Origin of the sequence: Faecalicoccus pleomorphus DSM 20574 (assembly GCF_000420345.1) — a bacterium.
In the GTDB taxonomy this organism is placed as follows: Bacteria; Bacillota_I; Bacilli_A; order Erysipelotrichales; family Erysipelotrichaceae; genus Faecalicoccus; species Faecalicoccus pleomorphus.
On the sequence record NZ_ATUT01000030.1, the window covers coordinates 1 to 15,189 of the forward strand.

The 15,189-nt window shown below is 38.0% G+C and carries 16 protein-coding genes; 14 read left to right on the plus strand and 2 right to left on the minus strand.

All coding sequences use genetic code 11. The features are described from left to right. Positions 1 to 231 precede the first annotated feature (231 nt). On the minus strand, positions 232 to 810 hold the full coding sequence (locus G413_RS0109905; RefSeq protein ID WP_022790712.1) for a TetR/AcrR family transcriptional regulator: 579 nt from the start codon (positions 808 to 810) through the stop codon (positions 232 to 234). A 283-nt stretch (positions 811 to 1,093) separates the two neighbouring features. Here G413_RS0109905 and G413_RS0109910 point away from each other — a divergent pair, with 283 nt between their 5' ends. From G413_RS0109910 to G413_RS11865, 10 genes are all read left to right on the plus strand, one after another. Beyond that, positions 1,094 to 2,302, plus strand: coding sequence for an RNA polymerase factor sigma-54 (locus G413_RS0109910; RefSeq protein ID WP_081637668.1), 1,209 nt, complete (start codon positions 1,094 to 1,096; stop codon positions 2,300 to 2,302). Between the two features lie 16 nt (positions 2,303 to 2,318). Beyond that, positions 2,319 to 2,816 carry a PTS sugar transporter subunit IIB gene (locus tag G413_RS0109915; RefSeq protein WP_022790714.1) on the plus strand — a complete coding sequence of 166 codons (498 nt, stop codon included), beginning with the start codon at positions 2,319 to 2,321 and terminating at the stop codon, positions 2,814 to 2,816. Positions 2,817 to 2,819: 3 nt separating this feature from the next. Then, on the plus strand, positions 2,820 to 5,534 hold the full coding sequence (locus G413_RS0109920) for a sigma 54-interacting transcriptional regulator (RefSeq protein ID WP_022790715.1): 2,715 nt from the start codon (positions 2,820 to 2,822) through the stop codon (positions 5,532 to 5,534). A 93-nt stretch (positions 5,535 to 5,627) separates the two neighbouring features. Beyond that, positions 5,628 to 6,095 carry a PTS galactosamine transporter subunit IIB gene (gene agaB, locus G413_RS0109925; protein ID WP_022790716.1) on the plus strand — a complete coding sequence of 156 codons (468 nt, stop codon included), beginning with the start codon at positions 5,628 to 5,630 and terminating at the stop codon, positions 6,093 to 6,095. A 17-nt stretch (positions 6,096 to 6,112) separates the two neighbouring features. Then, positions 6,113 to 6,916, plus strand: a complete 804-nt coding sequence (agaC, locus tag G413_RS0109930) for a PTS galactosamine transporter subunit IIC (protein WP_022790717.1) — start codon at positions 6,113 to 6,115, stop codon at positions 6,914 to 6,916. Continuing rightward, positions 6,903 to 7,700, plus strand: a complete 798-nt coding sequence (agaD, locus tag G413_RS0109935) for a PTS galactosamine transporter subunit IID (protein WP_022790718.1) — start codon at positions 6,903 to 6,905, stop codon at positions 7,698 to 7,700. Before agaC ends, agaD begins: the two co-directional genes overlap by 14 nt. A gap of 107 nt (positions 7,701 to 7,807) precedes the next feature. After that, positions 7,808 to 8,578 (plus strand): Cof-type HAD-IIB family hydrolase, encoded by a 771-nt coding sequence (locus G413_RS0109940; RefSeq protein WP_022790719.1) that lies wholly within the window; start codon positions 7,808 to 7,810, stop codon positions 8,576 to 8,578. Positions 8,579 to 8,589: 11 nt separating this feature from the next. Then, positions 8,590 to 9,528, plus strand: coding sequence for a Gfo/Idh/MocA family protein (locus tag G413_RS0109945; RefSeq protein ID WP_022790720.1), 939 nt, complete (start codon positions 8,590 to 8,592; stop codon positions 9,526 to 9,528). 114 nt (positions 9,529 to 9,642) lie between these two features. Continuing rightward, on the plus strand, positions 9,643 to 10,941 hold the full coding sequence (locus tag G413_RS11500; RefSeq protein ID WP_081637670.1) for a cation:proton antiporter: 1,299 nt from the start codon (positions 9,643 to 9,645) through the stop codon (positions 10,939 to 10,941). Continuing rightward, positions 10,866 to 11,486, plus strand: a complete 621-nt coding sequence (locus G413_RS11865) for a TetR/AcrR family transcriptional regulator (protein WP_211210469.1) — start codon at positions 10,866 to 10,868, stop codon at positions 11,484 to 11,486. Before G413_RS11500 ends, G413_RS11865 begins: the two co-directional genes overlap by 76 nt. A gap of 54 nt (positions 11,487 to 11,540) precedes the next feature. Here G413_RS11865 and G413_RS0109960 read toward each other — a convergent pair whose 3' ends face one another. Continuing rightward, entirely contained in the window at positions 11,541 to 12,467 is a 927-nt protein-coding gene (locus G413_RS0109960; RefSeq protein WP_022790721.1) for an alpha/beta fold hydrolase, read from the minus strand. Positions 12,468 to 12,578: 111 nt separating this feature from the next. Between G413_RS0109960 and G413_RS0109965 the strand changes: the two genes are divergently transcribed. The 4 genes from G413_RS0109965 to G413_RS12360 all read left to right on the plus strand — a co-directional run. Beyond that, entirely contained in the window at positions 12,579 to 13,418 is an 840-nt protein-coding gene (locus G413_RS0109965; RefSeq protein WP_022790722.1) for a C39 family peptidase, read from the plus strand. Between the two features lie 31 nt (positions 13,419 to 13,449). Then, positions 13,450 to 14,088, plus strand: a complete 639-nt coding sequence (ispD, locus tag G413_RS0109970) for a 2-C-methyl-D-erythritol 4-phosphate cytidylyltransferase (RefSeq protein WP_022790723.1) — start codon at positions 13,450 to 13,452, stop codon at positions 14,086 to 14,088. Between the two features lie 23 nt (positions 14,089 to 14,111). After that, on the plus strand, positions 14,112 to 14,579 hold the full coding sequence (locus tag G413_RS0109975) for a glycosyltransferase family protein (RefSeq protein ID WP_022790724.1): 468 nt from the start codon (positions 14,112 to 14,114) through the stop codon (positions 14,577 to 14,579). A 349-nt stretch (positions 14,580 to 14,928) separates the two neighbouring features. Further along, a partial coding sequence (locus G413_RS12360; protein WP_027969175.1) for an IS1/IS1595 family N-terminal zinc-binding domain-containing protein occupies positions 14,929 to 15,189 on the plus strand: 261 nt, incomplete at its 3' end.

The window sequence follows — 15,189 nt, forward strand, 5'->3', positions numbered from 1 at the left end:
TTTTCTGAATTTGTTGTATCCAGAGTTATTTTGTCGCTTGTCAGTTTATAAATGAAGGCTTGAATGAATTCGAGTTCTACTGGTTTTAGATGGTTCAAGAATGTTTCATTAATCATAGGAAATCTCCTTTACATATCAAAGAATATCCCTGAATCTGACGCTATTCATGTTAAATCATCAACTTTTTAGTTGAATTTAGAGTTTTATAAAAAAAGCCGATCAATGACCGACTTACTCATGTAAATAACGATGTAATGTTTCTAATAATAGTTGTGTGACTTCATTTACTTTATCGGTAAAGAAGGAGGATTCTTCATCTTTCATACTGTTATAGGATAGAAAGATAATGGAAGAAAGGTTGCTGACGACACGAGGATCGTGTGCACCATCGTCTTTACCAAGCAGCTTTAAAATATTTTTAAAGTACTGTTCTTCAAAATGCTTAAATTTGTCCCACATCGCTTGTGTGCATTTTTTCTTGATATATGTAATGTCTGAGTATTGAATAAAGTTTAAATTTTTGAACATGGACTGATAAAGATAACCGGTTTCCTGGCTGCTGGCACCGGCATCATCCGCCCATTTTAAAGCAGAGAATACGTTGTCCATCTGCCACATCAAAGCATCTAAGATGAATTCTTCCTTGGATTCGAATAATAGGTAAAAATAACCCTTTGACACGCCGGCTATTTCTACAAGATCATCAACCTTAACATTTTTGTAGCCGTTTTGAGAAACCATCTTTAATCCGGCTGTGTACATTTTTATCTTTTGTTGGTACTTTTCTTCTTCTGTATAGATTTTCGGCATAGATATTCCCCCAATGCCAATATTGTATCAAAAAGATATAAGGTATGAAAAGTAATTCATTTCATGTTTCAGAGAAAAGGAATTGAAAATTATTGAATTTGGTGTGACAATGTTTACAGAATTGATCATTGCATGTCATGAATAAGATTGGGCATACAATAAGAAGTATGAGCGCTTTCCACGAAAATATAATCTTGTTCGACATCAATGGTTGATAACAGGATGGAAGAAGAGCCATCCTTTTTAATTTGAAAAACAGAGGCATTTTGGTTATATTGAAGACATGAAACAAAGAATGATCCTGAAACCAGATCAAGTGCAGCGAACTTCCTTTAACAAGGAAATGAAGAAGTCATTAGAAGTTTTACAGCTCAACAATAGTGACTTAAAAACTTTCTTAAAAGAAGTCAGTATGCGCAATCCCTTTATACGTTATAGTTCACAGGATGATACAGATGCTGATTTTACGATGTTTGCGACACAGTCTTCCTCATTGTTGGAGGTTGTGCAGGAACAAAATCGATGGGAGAAGGAGAGCATCCCAGAAGATATGGTAGAGTACTTGACGTCTATGTTGGATTCCAATGGTTATTTCAGGGAAGATTTAAATCATCTTGTTGTGCATTCTTTATATTCTAAAAAAGAACTTCAAAGAGCTATTTTTCGCTTACAACGGTTTGAGCCTGTAGGTTGTTATTGTTTTTCTGTGAAAGAATCATTAAGAGTTCAATGTGAAATGTCACAGAAGGCTGCCAGTGAAACCGGAGAAATACTTTGCGAATATTTAAAAGAATTGTCCTGTAAAGACTATGAAAAAATATGTGATGCGACCAATCTAACCATGGAAGAAGTAAAGGAAGGATTGGCCTTTATACAAACTTTGCATCCTAAGCCGGCTTGTAATTATGCAACTGATGCGGTTGTGCTTCAGCCAGAGGCAAAAATCTATGTAGAAAAGCAGAGTGTTCGTATAGAAATGCTTCAACAAGACTTTGAATTGGATATTTTGGAACATACTTCCAGAGAATTAAAGGCGTATCGGCAGGAGGCAAAGTCAATTTTATTGCAGGTACAAAAACGAAATCTTACGATCCTGCAAATTCTTCAAGTACTATGTTCGTATCAAAAAGATTTTTTCCTGTCCGGTTCTAGCTTGCATCACTGTACTTTAAAACAAGTTGCTCAACAATGTGGGCTGCATCTTTCTACAGTGTCAAGAGCTATTCAGGGAAAGTCCTTTGAATTTGAAAATCGATATTATCCGATAAAATTCTTATTATCCCATGATGGTGTATCGGATAGAAATGCCAGTGAGATTGAAGAGAAAATCAAAGACTTGATTCATCAGGAAGATCGATATCATCCTTACAGTGATGCGAAATTACAGTCTTTTTTGAAACAACAAGGTATTTTCGTGGCACGAAGAACGATTGCGAAATATAGAGAACATTGCGGAATTGTATCTTCCAATCAACGCAAAATAAAAGAATAGAGAAGGAGGAAAGCGTATGTCACAGATTCAGTTAATTCGAGTGGATAATCGTCTTGTACATGGGCAAGTGGGTATGACGTGGAGCAGTGCTTTAAATATTGACACAATCGTCGTTGTGGATGAAGAAGTGGTGTACAATGTCTTTTCTCAAAAATTAATGGCAAGTATTGCCAAAGCGGCGAATTTGGATATTGCGTTTTATACGATTGCGGATTTTGTTCATTCTTTTCAGGCAAATCAGGGGAACAAAAAAATTTTTGTGATTGTTAAAAACATTCAGACTGTCCGTCAGTTGTATAAGTTAGGTATTCGCTTTCCAAAAATCAATATAGGAAACATTCACTATGAAAGAGGAAGATATCCACTCAATAAGAAGATGTATTTATCCGAAGCGGATGTAGAGGATTTGAATTATCTCAATGCACAGGGAAATATGATTTTTTATCAGGATGTACCCGGTACGATGACAGAAAAGATCGAACATCTGGATTTTGAAAAGCTGAAAAGGAGATAGGATATGGATATAAAGACATCGCTTGCGAAAGAATTAAAAAAGCGTTGTACGACACTAAAAATAGGAGAGGATGAACGATTTAGTGCAGCTTCTTTAGCCAACGCTTTTCAGATTAGTCGAAATACAGCTTCTCAGTATTTAAATGAACTTGTCAAAAAGGGAAATGTTGTCAAAATAAATTCTCGTCCGGTCTACTTTTTTCATCGGCAGGTGTTGGAAGAAAAACTGGATACGACTTTGGAGAATTCAGTCTATGAATCCATGGAAGATCTTATGCGTACCACAAAACGTGACTTTGAAAAGATGATTGGTTACAATGGATCGCTTCGTGCTTTGATTTCCCATTGTCAGGCGGCAGTGACCTATCCGGATCATGGACTCCCTATTTTGATTTATGGTCCGACAGGTACCGGTAAGAGTATGCTGGCGCATTTGATGTATGAATATGGCATACATCAGGGAATATTGGATAAAAAATCGAAATTTATTGCGCTCAATTGTTCGGAATATGCCAACAATCCGGAACTTTTAACGGACAATCTCTTTGGACATGTCAAAGGGGCTTATACCGGTGCAGAAAATGAACAGGCCGGTCTGATTCAGCTGGCAGATCAGGGCGTGCTTTTTTTGGATGAGGTTCACTGTTTAAAGGCTGAATGCCAGGAGAAACTCTTTCAATTTATGGACAAAGGGATTTACCACAAAGTCGGTGATAATGAAAACTGGTATCGCTCCAGCTGTCGTCTGATTTTTGCGACCACAGAAGATCCGCAACAGGCGCTTTTGAAGACTATGCTACGGCGTATTCCTATCGTGATTTCGATTCCTTCGCTCCAACAAAGACCGCAGGTAGAAAAAATTGAACTGATTTATACCATGTTGATGATGGAAAGAAATCATTTAAAACAAGATGTATATATCTCAAATTTAGCCTATCAGGCTTTACTGGATCATGAATATAGAGGAAATATCGGCGAGCTGCAGAATGCGATACGAGCAACCGTTGCGAATGTTTTAGTCCATCAGGGACAAAACGCTTTGCGCATTCGTCTTTTGGATCTTCCAGAATATTTGTTTGAGTCCATGAATACGTTACAGACGAAAAATTACGATCAGGAAGATGAAGCCATGATTCCTATCACGGATCTAAACAAAGACAGGAAATCGAAAACACCGCTTTTACAACTGTATGATCGTTTGTTGGAAACCTACCATACTTGTCAAAGTGAAGGAGAAGATTATCATCAGATCATTACCAGATGTAAGTATTTGATCCAAAATTTCTTTGATCTCTTGTTTTTTCGACAGAAGTATCGATCGATCAGTTCCAATGAAGATTATTTATTGAAGATGCTGGATAAAATTTGTTCTATCGTCATGAATCGATATTCTTTTACAGTGCCAAACAATCAGATCAAAATTTACTCCAAAGCGTTTGTGGAATATTCAAAAAATGCTACCGATGCGATGTTGTGGCAATCCTTTCATTCACAGGAAGTCCAAGCCATTCAATCCGTGATGCAGGAACGATATGCACGCGATTATAGTGTTGCCAGTGAAATTGTGGATAACGCCTCGCTGAACTTAGATATTAAGATGGATGACTTTATGCGAGTGATTATGACGTTGGCTTTGATTGATACCGAAAAAGAAGAAAACAATGGGCGTGTAGGTCTGATCTTATGCCATGGCTATTCGACCGCCAGCAGTATAGCGGATACTGCCAATCATCTGCTGGGCGAGCATATTTTTGATGGGATCGATATGGAACTCAAAATATCTATTGATAAGATCGTACAGTTGGTTGAAGATTATTTAAAGCGGAAAAGTCCGATTCAGGAATTGATTTTACTGGTAGATATGGGAAGTTTGGAAGCTATCTATAAGAAAATCCATCTTTCCAATTGTAATATTGGTTTGATCAACTATGTATCAACGGCCACGGCCTTAGAAGTAGGTCATGCCATTCAGCACGGAAAAGTAGTACAGGAAATCTTGCGGGATGTCAAAAATTCTTTCTATTTATCGACACACTTTATTGAAGGCGTTCGTAAAGAAGATGCGATTTTGACCTTGTGTGCGACAGGATTCGGGGTAGCTAAAAAGATTTCAGAATTGTTAAAAAGTGCACTTCCTAAACCGGTTGCTATGGATATCATTCCCTATGATTATCAGTCTATATTGGATCATGGCAAGGAAGATGCGATCTTTTCACAATACAATATACGTTTGATCGTAGGTACGCTTGATCCCTGTGTAGAGGGTGTGGAATATCTGTCTTTAGAAAGCCTTGTAGCTAGTGATAGTATTCAGGCACTGATGAAACATGTCAGTCCGTATTTAAACGCAAAGGAACAAAACTTGTTTGAACAAAATATTATGAAGAATTTCACCCTTTCCAATATAGTCAATCATTTGACGATCTTAAATGCCGAAAAAGTCATTGATGATGTCGAAGATTTTGTAGCGCAGGTAGAAAGGGCTCTGCATAAGACCATTGATGCGACCGTTCGTATGGGGCTGTATGTGCATATCAGCTGTTTGATTGAAAGATTGATGCTTCGACAAGGCATTGAAAATGTGGAAGGTATCCAGGAATTTAAAGCAAAGAACAAAGAAAGAATGGATATAGTCCGACAGGCATTTAGTGGGATAGAAATGCATTATAGTGTCGAAATACCGGATCCTGAAATTATGTATATTTTAAATTATTTATAAAATACGCTTTATATAAAGCTCATTTGGCGTGTCGACAGAAGTTGGCACGCTTTTTGCTATAATATAGGCAAAGAGGGAAAGGAGGAGATGAAAATGCCAAACATACTTTTAACAAGAATTGATAATCGTTTAGTGCATGGACAAGTTGGTGTAACTTGGACAAAAACGATTGGGGCGAATCTATTGGTCGTAGCGGATGATGAAACATCACAAGATGCATTGACACAGCGTTTAATGACAGTGACCGCAAAATCATCAGGAGTCGGCATTCGTTTTTTCTCGATAGAAAAAACAGCGGCTATCATTGATAAAGCGGCACCGAGTCAGAAAATATTTATTATCTGTAAGACACCGAAAGATGTTCGCCGATTAGTGGATGCTGGTGTGCCAATCCGGGAAGTGAATGTTGGAAATATGCATTATTCGGATGGAAAACGTCAGCTGACCGCAAAAGTTTATGTAGATGATCAAGATATGGATGATTTGAAATATCTGGCATCCAAGGGAATTCATGTGTATGCACAGGATGTTCCCGGTGATACAAAGACTACCATTGAATAATACAAGGAGAGAGACGTATGGAGATTACATTTATACAAGGAATCTTGTTATCCATAATGTGTATCATTGTGGGATTGGATTTCTTCCTGGAAGCATTTTTCTTGTTCCGTCCGCTCATGGTATCGACCTTTACAGGGCTGATATTAGGAGATGTTGTTTTAGGACTAAAAGTAGGAGCATTGATTGAACTTGCATTTGCCGGATTGACACCGGCTGGGGGAACACAACCGCCAAACCCGGTCATGGCCGGACTTATGGGTACAGTTCTTGCCTATACCACTGGTTGTGCGCCTGAACAAGCTTTGGCTTTATGCTTACCTTTCTCATTTTTGGGACAATATATTATTTTGTTCTACTACTCCGCTTTCTCATTCTTTATGGGAAAAGCTGACGAATGTGCGGCCAAAGCGGATATTAAAGGAATTGCACATATCAATTATTTGACGATGGCCATTGTTTCTATTACGTATGGTGTATTGGCTTTCCTTTGTGCGTATGTTGCACAGGCACCGATGCAGGCTTTTGTAGAATGGCTGCCGGAAATCGTAACACATGGTTTGGAAATTGCCGGAGGCATCTTGCCGGCCGTTGGTTTTGGTATGCTGCTTCGCGTTATGATGAAAGTAAAATATATCCCTTATTTTATCGCCGGTTTCCTTATGGCCTGCTTTATCGATATGCCAAACTTACTGCCGGTTGCTTTATTAGGTCTGATTTTTGCCTTGATGGATTTCTTTGGTGCTAAACAACGAAAAGCAGAAGTAGAAGCTGCTATTGAAGAAGCGGGTGTAAACGGAGGTGAAAACAATGTCGGAATCTAAAAAACTGACTTCAAAAGATATTACGATGCTGGGAATTCGTTCATCCTTCTTACAGGCTTCCTTTAACTATGAACGTATGCAGTCTTGTGGTTTCACATGGGCCATGTTGCCGGCATTGAAGAAAATCTATGGTGACGACAAAGAAAAATTATCCGCTGCCATGGTTGATAATTTAGGATTTATCAATACCCATCCAAACCTGGTCGGATTCTTGATGGGGTTAATGATTTCTTTAGAAGAAGGAGGCGCCAATCGAGAAACTGTCAATGGTTTGAAACTGGCTTTGTTTGGGCCGATTGCCGGTATTGGTGATGCGATCTTCTGGTTTACGATTTTACCGATTGTAGCCGGTATTTCCTGCTCCTTTGCGACACAGGGATCCGTGCTAGGGCCTATCGTATTTTTCTTAACTTACTTCATTATTTGGATCTTGCGTATTGTATGGACAAAACTTGGATATCGTTTAGGTACTAAATCCATTGATATGATCACATCCAATTCTGATATTTTGGCCAATGCGGCAACAATTTTGGGTATTACAGTGATCGGTGCTTTGATCGCATCGTATGTATCCATCACTCTGCTTCCGGTCATTACTGTGGATGGTGGTATTGAAGTTGCTGTGCAGGAACAGTTCTTTGATAACATTTTCCCGAATATCTTGCCAATGGCAGTGACTTTATTATGTTTCTGGCTGTTAAAGAAGAAACAAGTAAGTCCGGTGATTTTGATTGTAGGAATCATTTTGATTTCTATTGGATGTTCCTGGATCGGCTTAATGTAGTAAAGCTCCTTTCATGCTCTTGTCAGTTTGGCGGCAGGAGAATTAATCAGGATCGGCACCTAAAGTCGATCCTTTTTGATATACTATTAAAAAGAAAGGATACCGATATGAACATAAAAGGAATTTTTTTTGATGTGGATGGAACATTGATTTGTCATGATAAAGGAAGAATGTCTGCTGCTACAGAGGCAGCACTCTATGCTCTGCAGGAAAAAGGAATTCGTTTGTTTCTTGCGACGGGAAGACATATCAATGAATTAGTTGAGTTACAGATTGATTTTCCATTTGATGGTTATGTGTTGTTAAATGGGCAGCTTTGTCTGGATCGTCAAAGACAAGTGATTTTTGCCAATCCTATTGAGGGCAAGGATAAAGAAAGGTTAGTCCATCTTTTTACATCGTGTGCTTTTCCCATGGTCATCGTTGAAAAAGAGCGACTTTACATCAATACGGTAACAGACCAAGTGAAACGGGCGCAAAAAGCTATATCAAGTACAGTTCCAGAGGTGGCAAAATACCATGATCAGCCATTTTATCAATGTACAGCATTTATTGATGAACAAAAAACCCATCAATTGGCCCGGGAATTAACGAATTGCGTGATTACACGTTGGAATCCTTATGGGGTGGATATCATCTCTAAACAGGGAGGAAAAGATAAAGGCATTCAAGCCATGCTTGCTTATTTTGGGATGAATGCCCAAGAAACCATGTCTTTTGGAGATGGCCAAAATGATAAGGAAATGCTTCAGTATACCAAAATTGGTGTTGCGATGCAGGAAGCTGATCCCGTGGCCAAAAAAGCGGCGGATTTTGTGACAAAGAGCGCAAAAGACGATGGTATTGTCTATGCTTTAAAACATTATGGGATCTTATAGATGGAGGCATTATGAAAAATATATGCATTTTAGGACTGGGATCGATCGCGCACAGAGTTGCTGTAGGAATACAAGCGGCTAAAAATGCGCAATTGTATGCAGTTTGTTCCCGCAGTCGTCAAAAGGCACGAGAATTTGCTCAGCGTTTTTCGCTTCCTTGTTTCTTTGACTCCATGGACGCTATGTTACAAGATGAAAAGGTGGATGTCATCTATATATGCACACCCAACTCATTGCATAAAGCTCATATTTTAAAGTGCTTAGCCCATGATAAACATGTGATTTGTGAAAAGCCAATGGTATTATATACGCAAGATCTGGTAGAGTGCTTTGCCATGGCTAAAGAGAAACATCGGTTTTTGATGGAAGCGCATAAGTGTGTCTTTACACCGCTGAATCAAAAAATTCATCAAATGATACATGAAGGAATCATCGGCAAGGTGCATTTGATCGAAGCGCAGGATGCGGATGATGTATGGGTCCAAAAGAAAAAAGTGTCTTCCTGGCATTTTGAAGATGAAGGTGGCGGTTGTTTGTACGATATTGGTGTGTATCCTATTGCTTATGCCAATTTTATGGCACAAAGTTCCATCAAACAAATACAGCTAATGGATCAAAAGATGAATGATGATTTTACGATTCATGCACAGGCTAATATTTTATATGAAAATGGTATTATGGCGCATATTGCCACCAGCTGGGTATCAAAAATGGAAAACACAGCGCATATTTATGGAGAAAAAGGATCCATTCACTGTCATAATTTCTGGAAGAATACGGAAGCTATATTGATGCGTGATGGTAAAGAAGAAAAAATCAAAGTATCGATGAAAAGTGATTTTACAGGAGAAGTACAACACGCAATCGAATGTATTGAAAAAGGATTCACGGAAAGTAAAGTGATGGGGTTAGAGGCCTCTCGTCAAATCCTTCAAGTCATTAAATCCTAATAGGGTTAGAATCTGGACGTCCTGTCCAGTTTTTTAATACAAATTTATAGACGAAAACGTCTTTAATGTGTATAATCACAAATAGACGACTTCGTCTATAAGGAGGATCTGAACATGGAGTTATTCTATTTGGGAATATCTATTTTAATTGCTTTGGTGATGGGAAAATTTGTATCCAAAATAAAACTTCCGGCTATCTTGGGATGGTTGCTTGCCGGAATGCTTTTAGGGCCCCATGCTTTTCATTTGTTAGATGCACAAATATTGGAATCAGACTGGTTTATCATGATTGAAAAATTATTGGAATGTATCGTAGGTCTTATGATTGGAACGGAAATGGTTTGGAACAAGTTGAAAAAATCGGGGAAACAAATCCTCATCATGACGTTGACAGAATCCATAGGCACTTTTATAGCTGTGTCTGTGGCCTTTGGCATCATCTTCTATATTGTTGATGTTCCTCTCTATCTGGCCTTCCTATTTGGCGGTATAGCTCTAGCCACAGCGCCAGCTCCTTCTTTATCTATCGTCAATGAATTTAAAACTGACGGACCTGTCACAAAAACATTGATTCCGATGGCAGCTTTAGATGATTTGGTGGGTGCCATCATCTTCTTTACCGTCATTGCGGTTGTTGCGACACAACTTTCAACGACTTCGATCTCCATTGGTGCTATGTTGTTGTTTGTGTTTATTCCTGTTTTTTTAGGACTTATTCTAGGTTTTATGACCGGTAAATGGCTTCAAAAATTAAAGCAAATACAATCTATGCTGATGGTCTTGATTGGAATGTTATTGGTTTGTGTAGGAAGTGGTTTCTGGATCAGTCAACAATTACCTTTACCTATATTTAATTTTATGTTGTTGGGAATGGGTTTTTCTGCCGCTTTTTCTAACTGTATTCAACCTGGCACATTGGATCAGATTATGAAATACATAAATCCTGCGATTCATTTATCACTTGTGATCGTGATTTTAAATTTGGGGGCACCTCTAGATTATCATTTGATTTTAAACGCCGGCTTTTATACACTAGTATATATCTTGGTTCGTGCAATAGGAAAGTATATTGGAGCCTATATGGGTGCTAAATGGAGCCATGCACCGGATACGGTTCGCAAATATTTGGGATTCACATTACTGCCTCATTCCGGTGTATCTTTAGTTTTTACCGGTATTGCGGTATCTATGCTTCAAAATACATCTTTAGAATGTGCAACTATTTTACAAGGAACAATTGCGGCAGCCGCTGTTATAAATGAAGTCATTGCCGTATTCTTTGCCAAAAAGGGATTTGAATGGGCCAAAGAGCTAAATCAAGGGAAAGAAGGAAAAACATGCGACAAGAGGATAGAAAAAGAAAAAGCCGACAAAGTATTTTCATGGCTGCTTTCCAGGAATTCGGGACACTAGGTTACGAAAATGTCAACATAGAGAAAATATGTAAAGTACATGGAATTTCCAAAGGAATGATGTATCACTATTTTTCAAATAAAGATGATCTTTTTCTAGCTTGTGTACAAAAGGTCATTGAAGATTTAACAAGTTTTGTACAAAAACATCTGCCGGAAATAGAGAATAAAGATGTTTCACTATCTATCCGAGATTTTATTTTGCTTCGACAGACTTATTTTGATCACCATTTACAACAAAAAGCAATCATGGAAACCGCCATGGTCAGACCACCGGCACATTTAAAGGTTCAAATTCATGATTTGCGAAAACCGTTAATTGAAATAAATCATAAATTTTTAAAAGAGCAGCTGAAAAAGATAAATTTGAGAAAGGAAATCGATGAAGAAAAAGCAATTCGTTATATAGAAACTTTAGATATCTTTTTTCAGTCTATCCTAAGAGAATTTGTTTCTGACAGTACACAGAATATGAATACATTGATACAAGGTGTGAATGACTTATTAGATCTGTTTCTTTTTGGCATCATAGAACAAGAATTGTAAAATACACAATAAAAGAGCATCTCTATGAACTGGGGATGCTCTTTTTGGAAACACTTAACGAAGGATTTGATCCATGAAATCGATGATACCTTGTTCTACTTCATTTTTAATATCGGCATAGTTATGAATTTCATGACGATAACCGCTATATACTTTTGTTTGTACTTTGTGCCCTGTTTGGACTAACCAGTTGGTCACTTCATAGATTCCTTTTCCATATTCTCCAACCGGATCCTGATCACCGCCGATATTATAAATTGGCAGATCAACCGGAACTTTGTTGGCCCATTCTGTGCCTTCGATACACTGCATCATTTGTGTAAAATCATACAACGCCTGGTTCATTGTCGGTTTTGTAAAGGCATCAAAAGGATCGCTGGCATGATCTTGTTGAACATAGGGATCAGCACAGATCCATTCATTTCCTAATTTGGCATCTGGAATTCTTTCGCACATCCAGCCCATTAAATCGACAGTAAATTGTGAATCGCTTTCTTTTCCTTTACCGGCATCGATTGCTTCTTTGATTTTAGCAGCCACTTCTTTGGCACCTCTAAAAATACCTGTTGTTCCACATATCGTAGCGCCTGTTAATTCGTCGCCATAAGTGGCCATGAAATCACGAGTAATAAAAGAACCCATGCTGTGGCCAAACAGAAAGTATGGAAGATTCGGATATTTTTCCTGCACGATTGTTTTGAGTGTATGTTCATCTTCCATCATCGTATGAGGCCCTGCATTACCCCAATCGCCCCAGGTATTATTAATCATTGCCGTTTTTCCATGGCCCACATGATCATCGGCCGCCACAATATATCCGGCTTCGGTCAAGTGAGCAATCATGTGAAGATAACGGCGGGAATGTTCTCCGAATCCGTGAATCAACTGAACGATTCCTTTTGGCTTGCAGGCAGGAACATAGATCCAGCCTTGTACCTGATCTCGCTTGTTGTAAGAAAGAAAACTAACTTCATGTAACATATATAACACCTCCTGTATGTTTTCTTTATGTTTTTTTGTCACTTTCATGATTACTCTTTTTCTGGCAGAATACAAGCTTTTTTGACCTGAAAATGATATAATGGGCACATTATGAAAAGGGTATCAAAAAGAAAAGTGTATTGGGGAAGATTACTGGTCTTAATCTTACCTGTATTTTTGGTTTTGGGATTCATAGGCTTTGGTGTATATAAGCTCGTGTCGTATCCCACAGAAGAAATACTGCAAGTGAAAAAGCCGGAACACATTACGCAGGAAACATTTGATCAACTCAAAGAGAAAACTTTAGAAAATTATGAGTATAAACCAATCTTTTTACATTTGGATCAATATTCACAGGATATACTGGAATTTTTATTGAAGGATGAAGATCGACTGTCTTTTGTGGAAGCATACCCACAAAAAGACAACTATTCAAATGGTCCTGGAACATTAAGTGAAACGCTGGATACCATCCCTAAACTATTACAGTGGGATCTGAGATGGGGCTATATTCCATATGGAGAAAATGATATCTATCTAACAGGTTGTGCGCCTACCTGTCTTTCTATGGTTTTTAGTTATCTTCTACAAGATTCCTCACTTACACCGGATGTTTTGGCAAGCTATTCTTCCCAGCAGGGATTTTATGTCAATGGAGCAGGAACGGACTGGCAATTTTTAACGGATGCAGCCCAACACTATGGTGTACAGGTGGAAAGAGCACAAGTCTCTTTACAAGATATGAAGGCACGATTAGAAAATCATCAGATTCTTGTATGCAGTATGCTTCCCGGTGATTTTACACAAGTCGGTCATTTTATCTTGGTAACCGGTATGGAAGATGGAGAGTTTACCGTTATTGATCCAAACAGCATCAAGCATACCAATCAAACATGGGACGCGGATACTTTGTTGTCACAAATGCAGGCGGTGTGGTCATATTCCGTATAAAAAAAGACGATGAATCTGATATAATATAGACATGAAATACAGTGTATGTTTACTGGCCGCCGGACAGGGAGTGCGTACGAAGCTGCCATATAATAAAGTGCTATATAAAATGGATGGTAAATCAATTCTTGATTACAGTTTAGATTTGTTTTTATCGGATCCAGATTGTGCTCAGATTATTTTGACTTGTTCTTTGCAGGACAGGGATGCTATGCAAAGCTATAAAAAAAATAGTCGCATAGAACTTGTTTTAGGTGGCAATACCAGACAAGAAAGCGTATATAACGCATTACAGGCGGTAAAGTATCCTGTTGTATTTATTCATGATGCAGCCAGACCTTATTTAAAGAGAGAACAAGTTGAAGAATTGAAGAAGACCATGGAAACAGAAGATGCCTGTGTATTGATGGTACCAAGTATAGATACGGTAAAAATTGTAGAAAATGGCTATGTTGTATCGACATTGGATCGTAATATATTGTATAATGCTCAAACACCGCAGTGTTTTAAAACGGATTTGATCAGGCAATGTCATGATGCGGCCAACAAGGAACAAAAAATCGCAACGGATGATACGCAGCTGGTGGAATGGTATTCTAAGACGCGTGTAAAAGTGGTGATAGGAGATCCGGCAAATATAAAAGTGACAGTACCTTCCGATCTTAAATAAACAGATAGAAAAGAGGATGGAATATGGAGTATTCAGCTTTGATTTTTGATGATTGTATGGATGAAACAGATTCTTATGAGAATTTGGAAGCGTCGGTACAGGTTTTTCAGAAGGATGATCGTTGTCGACAAATCGTCGTCAGCTGCAGTACAGATTGGCTTTTGAAACTGGCGCAAAGACCATCACCTAAGATGATGATGGTGCAAATGGCAGATACTCCGTATATTGCGTTATTAAATGGATTAAAAGCAGTGTCACAGGAAAATGTAGTGGTCGTAGGGCTAAGTCATATTGTGGATGAACAAAAATTGGATACAATGTTGTGTGAATTAGGGCAATATCCTGCGATTTACTATAACGAGGACCTTCAAGCCTTTGATACTCGACTGTTGATGTTTTCTTTGCAGCTTGCGATTGAAACAAATGTACAGATAGATTCGTATGCTATGGCGGTTGAGAAAATCTCCAATACACCATTACAGAAGATATAAGTCATGCTTGAGAAGACGCATGACTTTTTTTGTACGATTGAACATTGAATATGAAGTTTTTTCAAAAATGTGGAGATTATCCATAAAAGCATGTCAAAAAATGTGTTTATATACTAATTGGTTAGCTATATTGAAAAGAAAAGTAAATTAAGCTTTAGAAAATAGGAAAAACAAGAAAGATAGTTATCCTTTGATTATTAAAGTTTCAAGACAGATAGGCAAGATGATTTCAACCGGATAATTCACAAAAATTTTATTATTTATCGCTAAATTCAACTAAAAAGTTGATGACCTAACATGAATAGCGTCAGATTCAGGGATATTCTTTGACATGTAAAGGAGATTCCCTATGATTAATGAAACATTCTTGAACCATCTAAAACCAGTAGAACTCGAATTCATTCAAGCCTTCATTTATAAACTGACAAGCGACAAAATAACTCTGGATACAACAAATTCAGAAAATATTGAATCTACTGTATCCCGTTGTCCGCACTGTGGATCTTTTCATTTTGTGAAAAATGGATTTAACAAAAAGCACAGGCAAAAGTATCTTTGCAGAGATTGCGGGAAAATATTCAGTGATACAACAAATACCATTTTTTCTCAT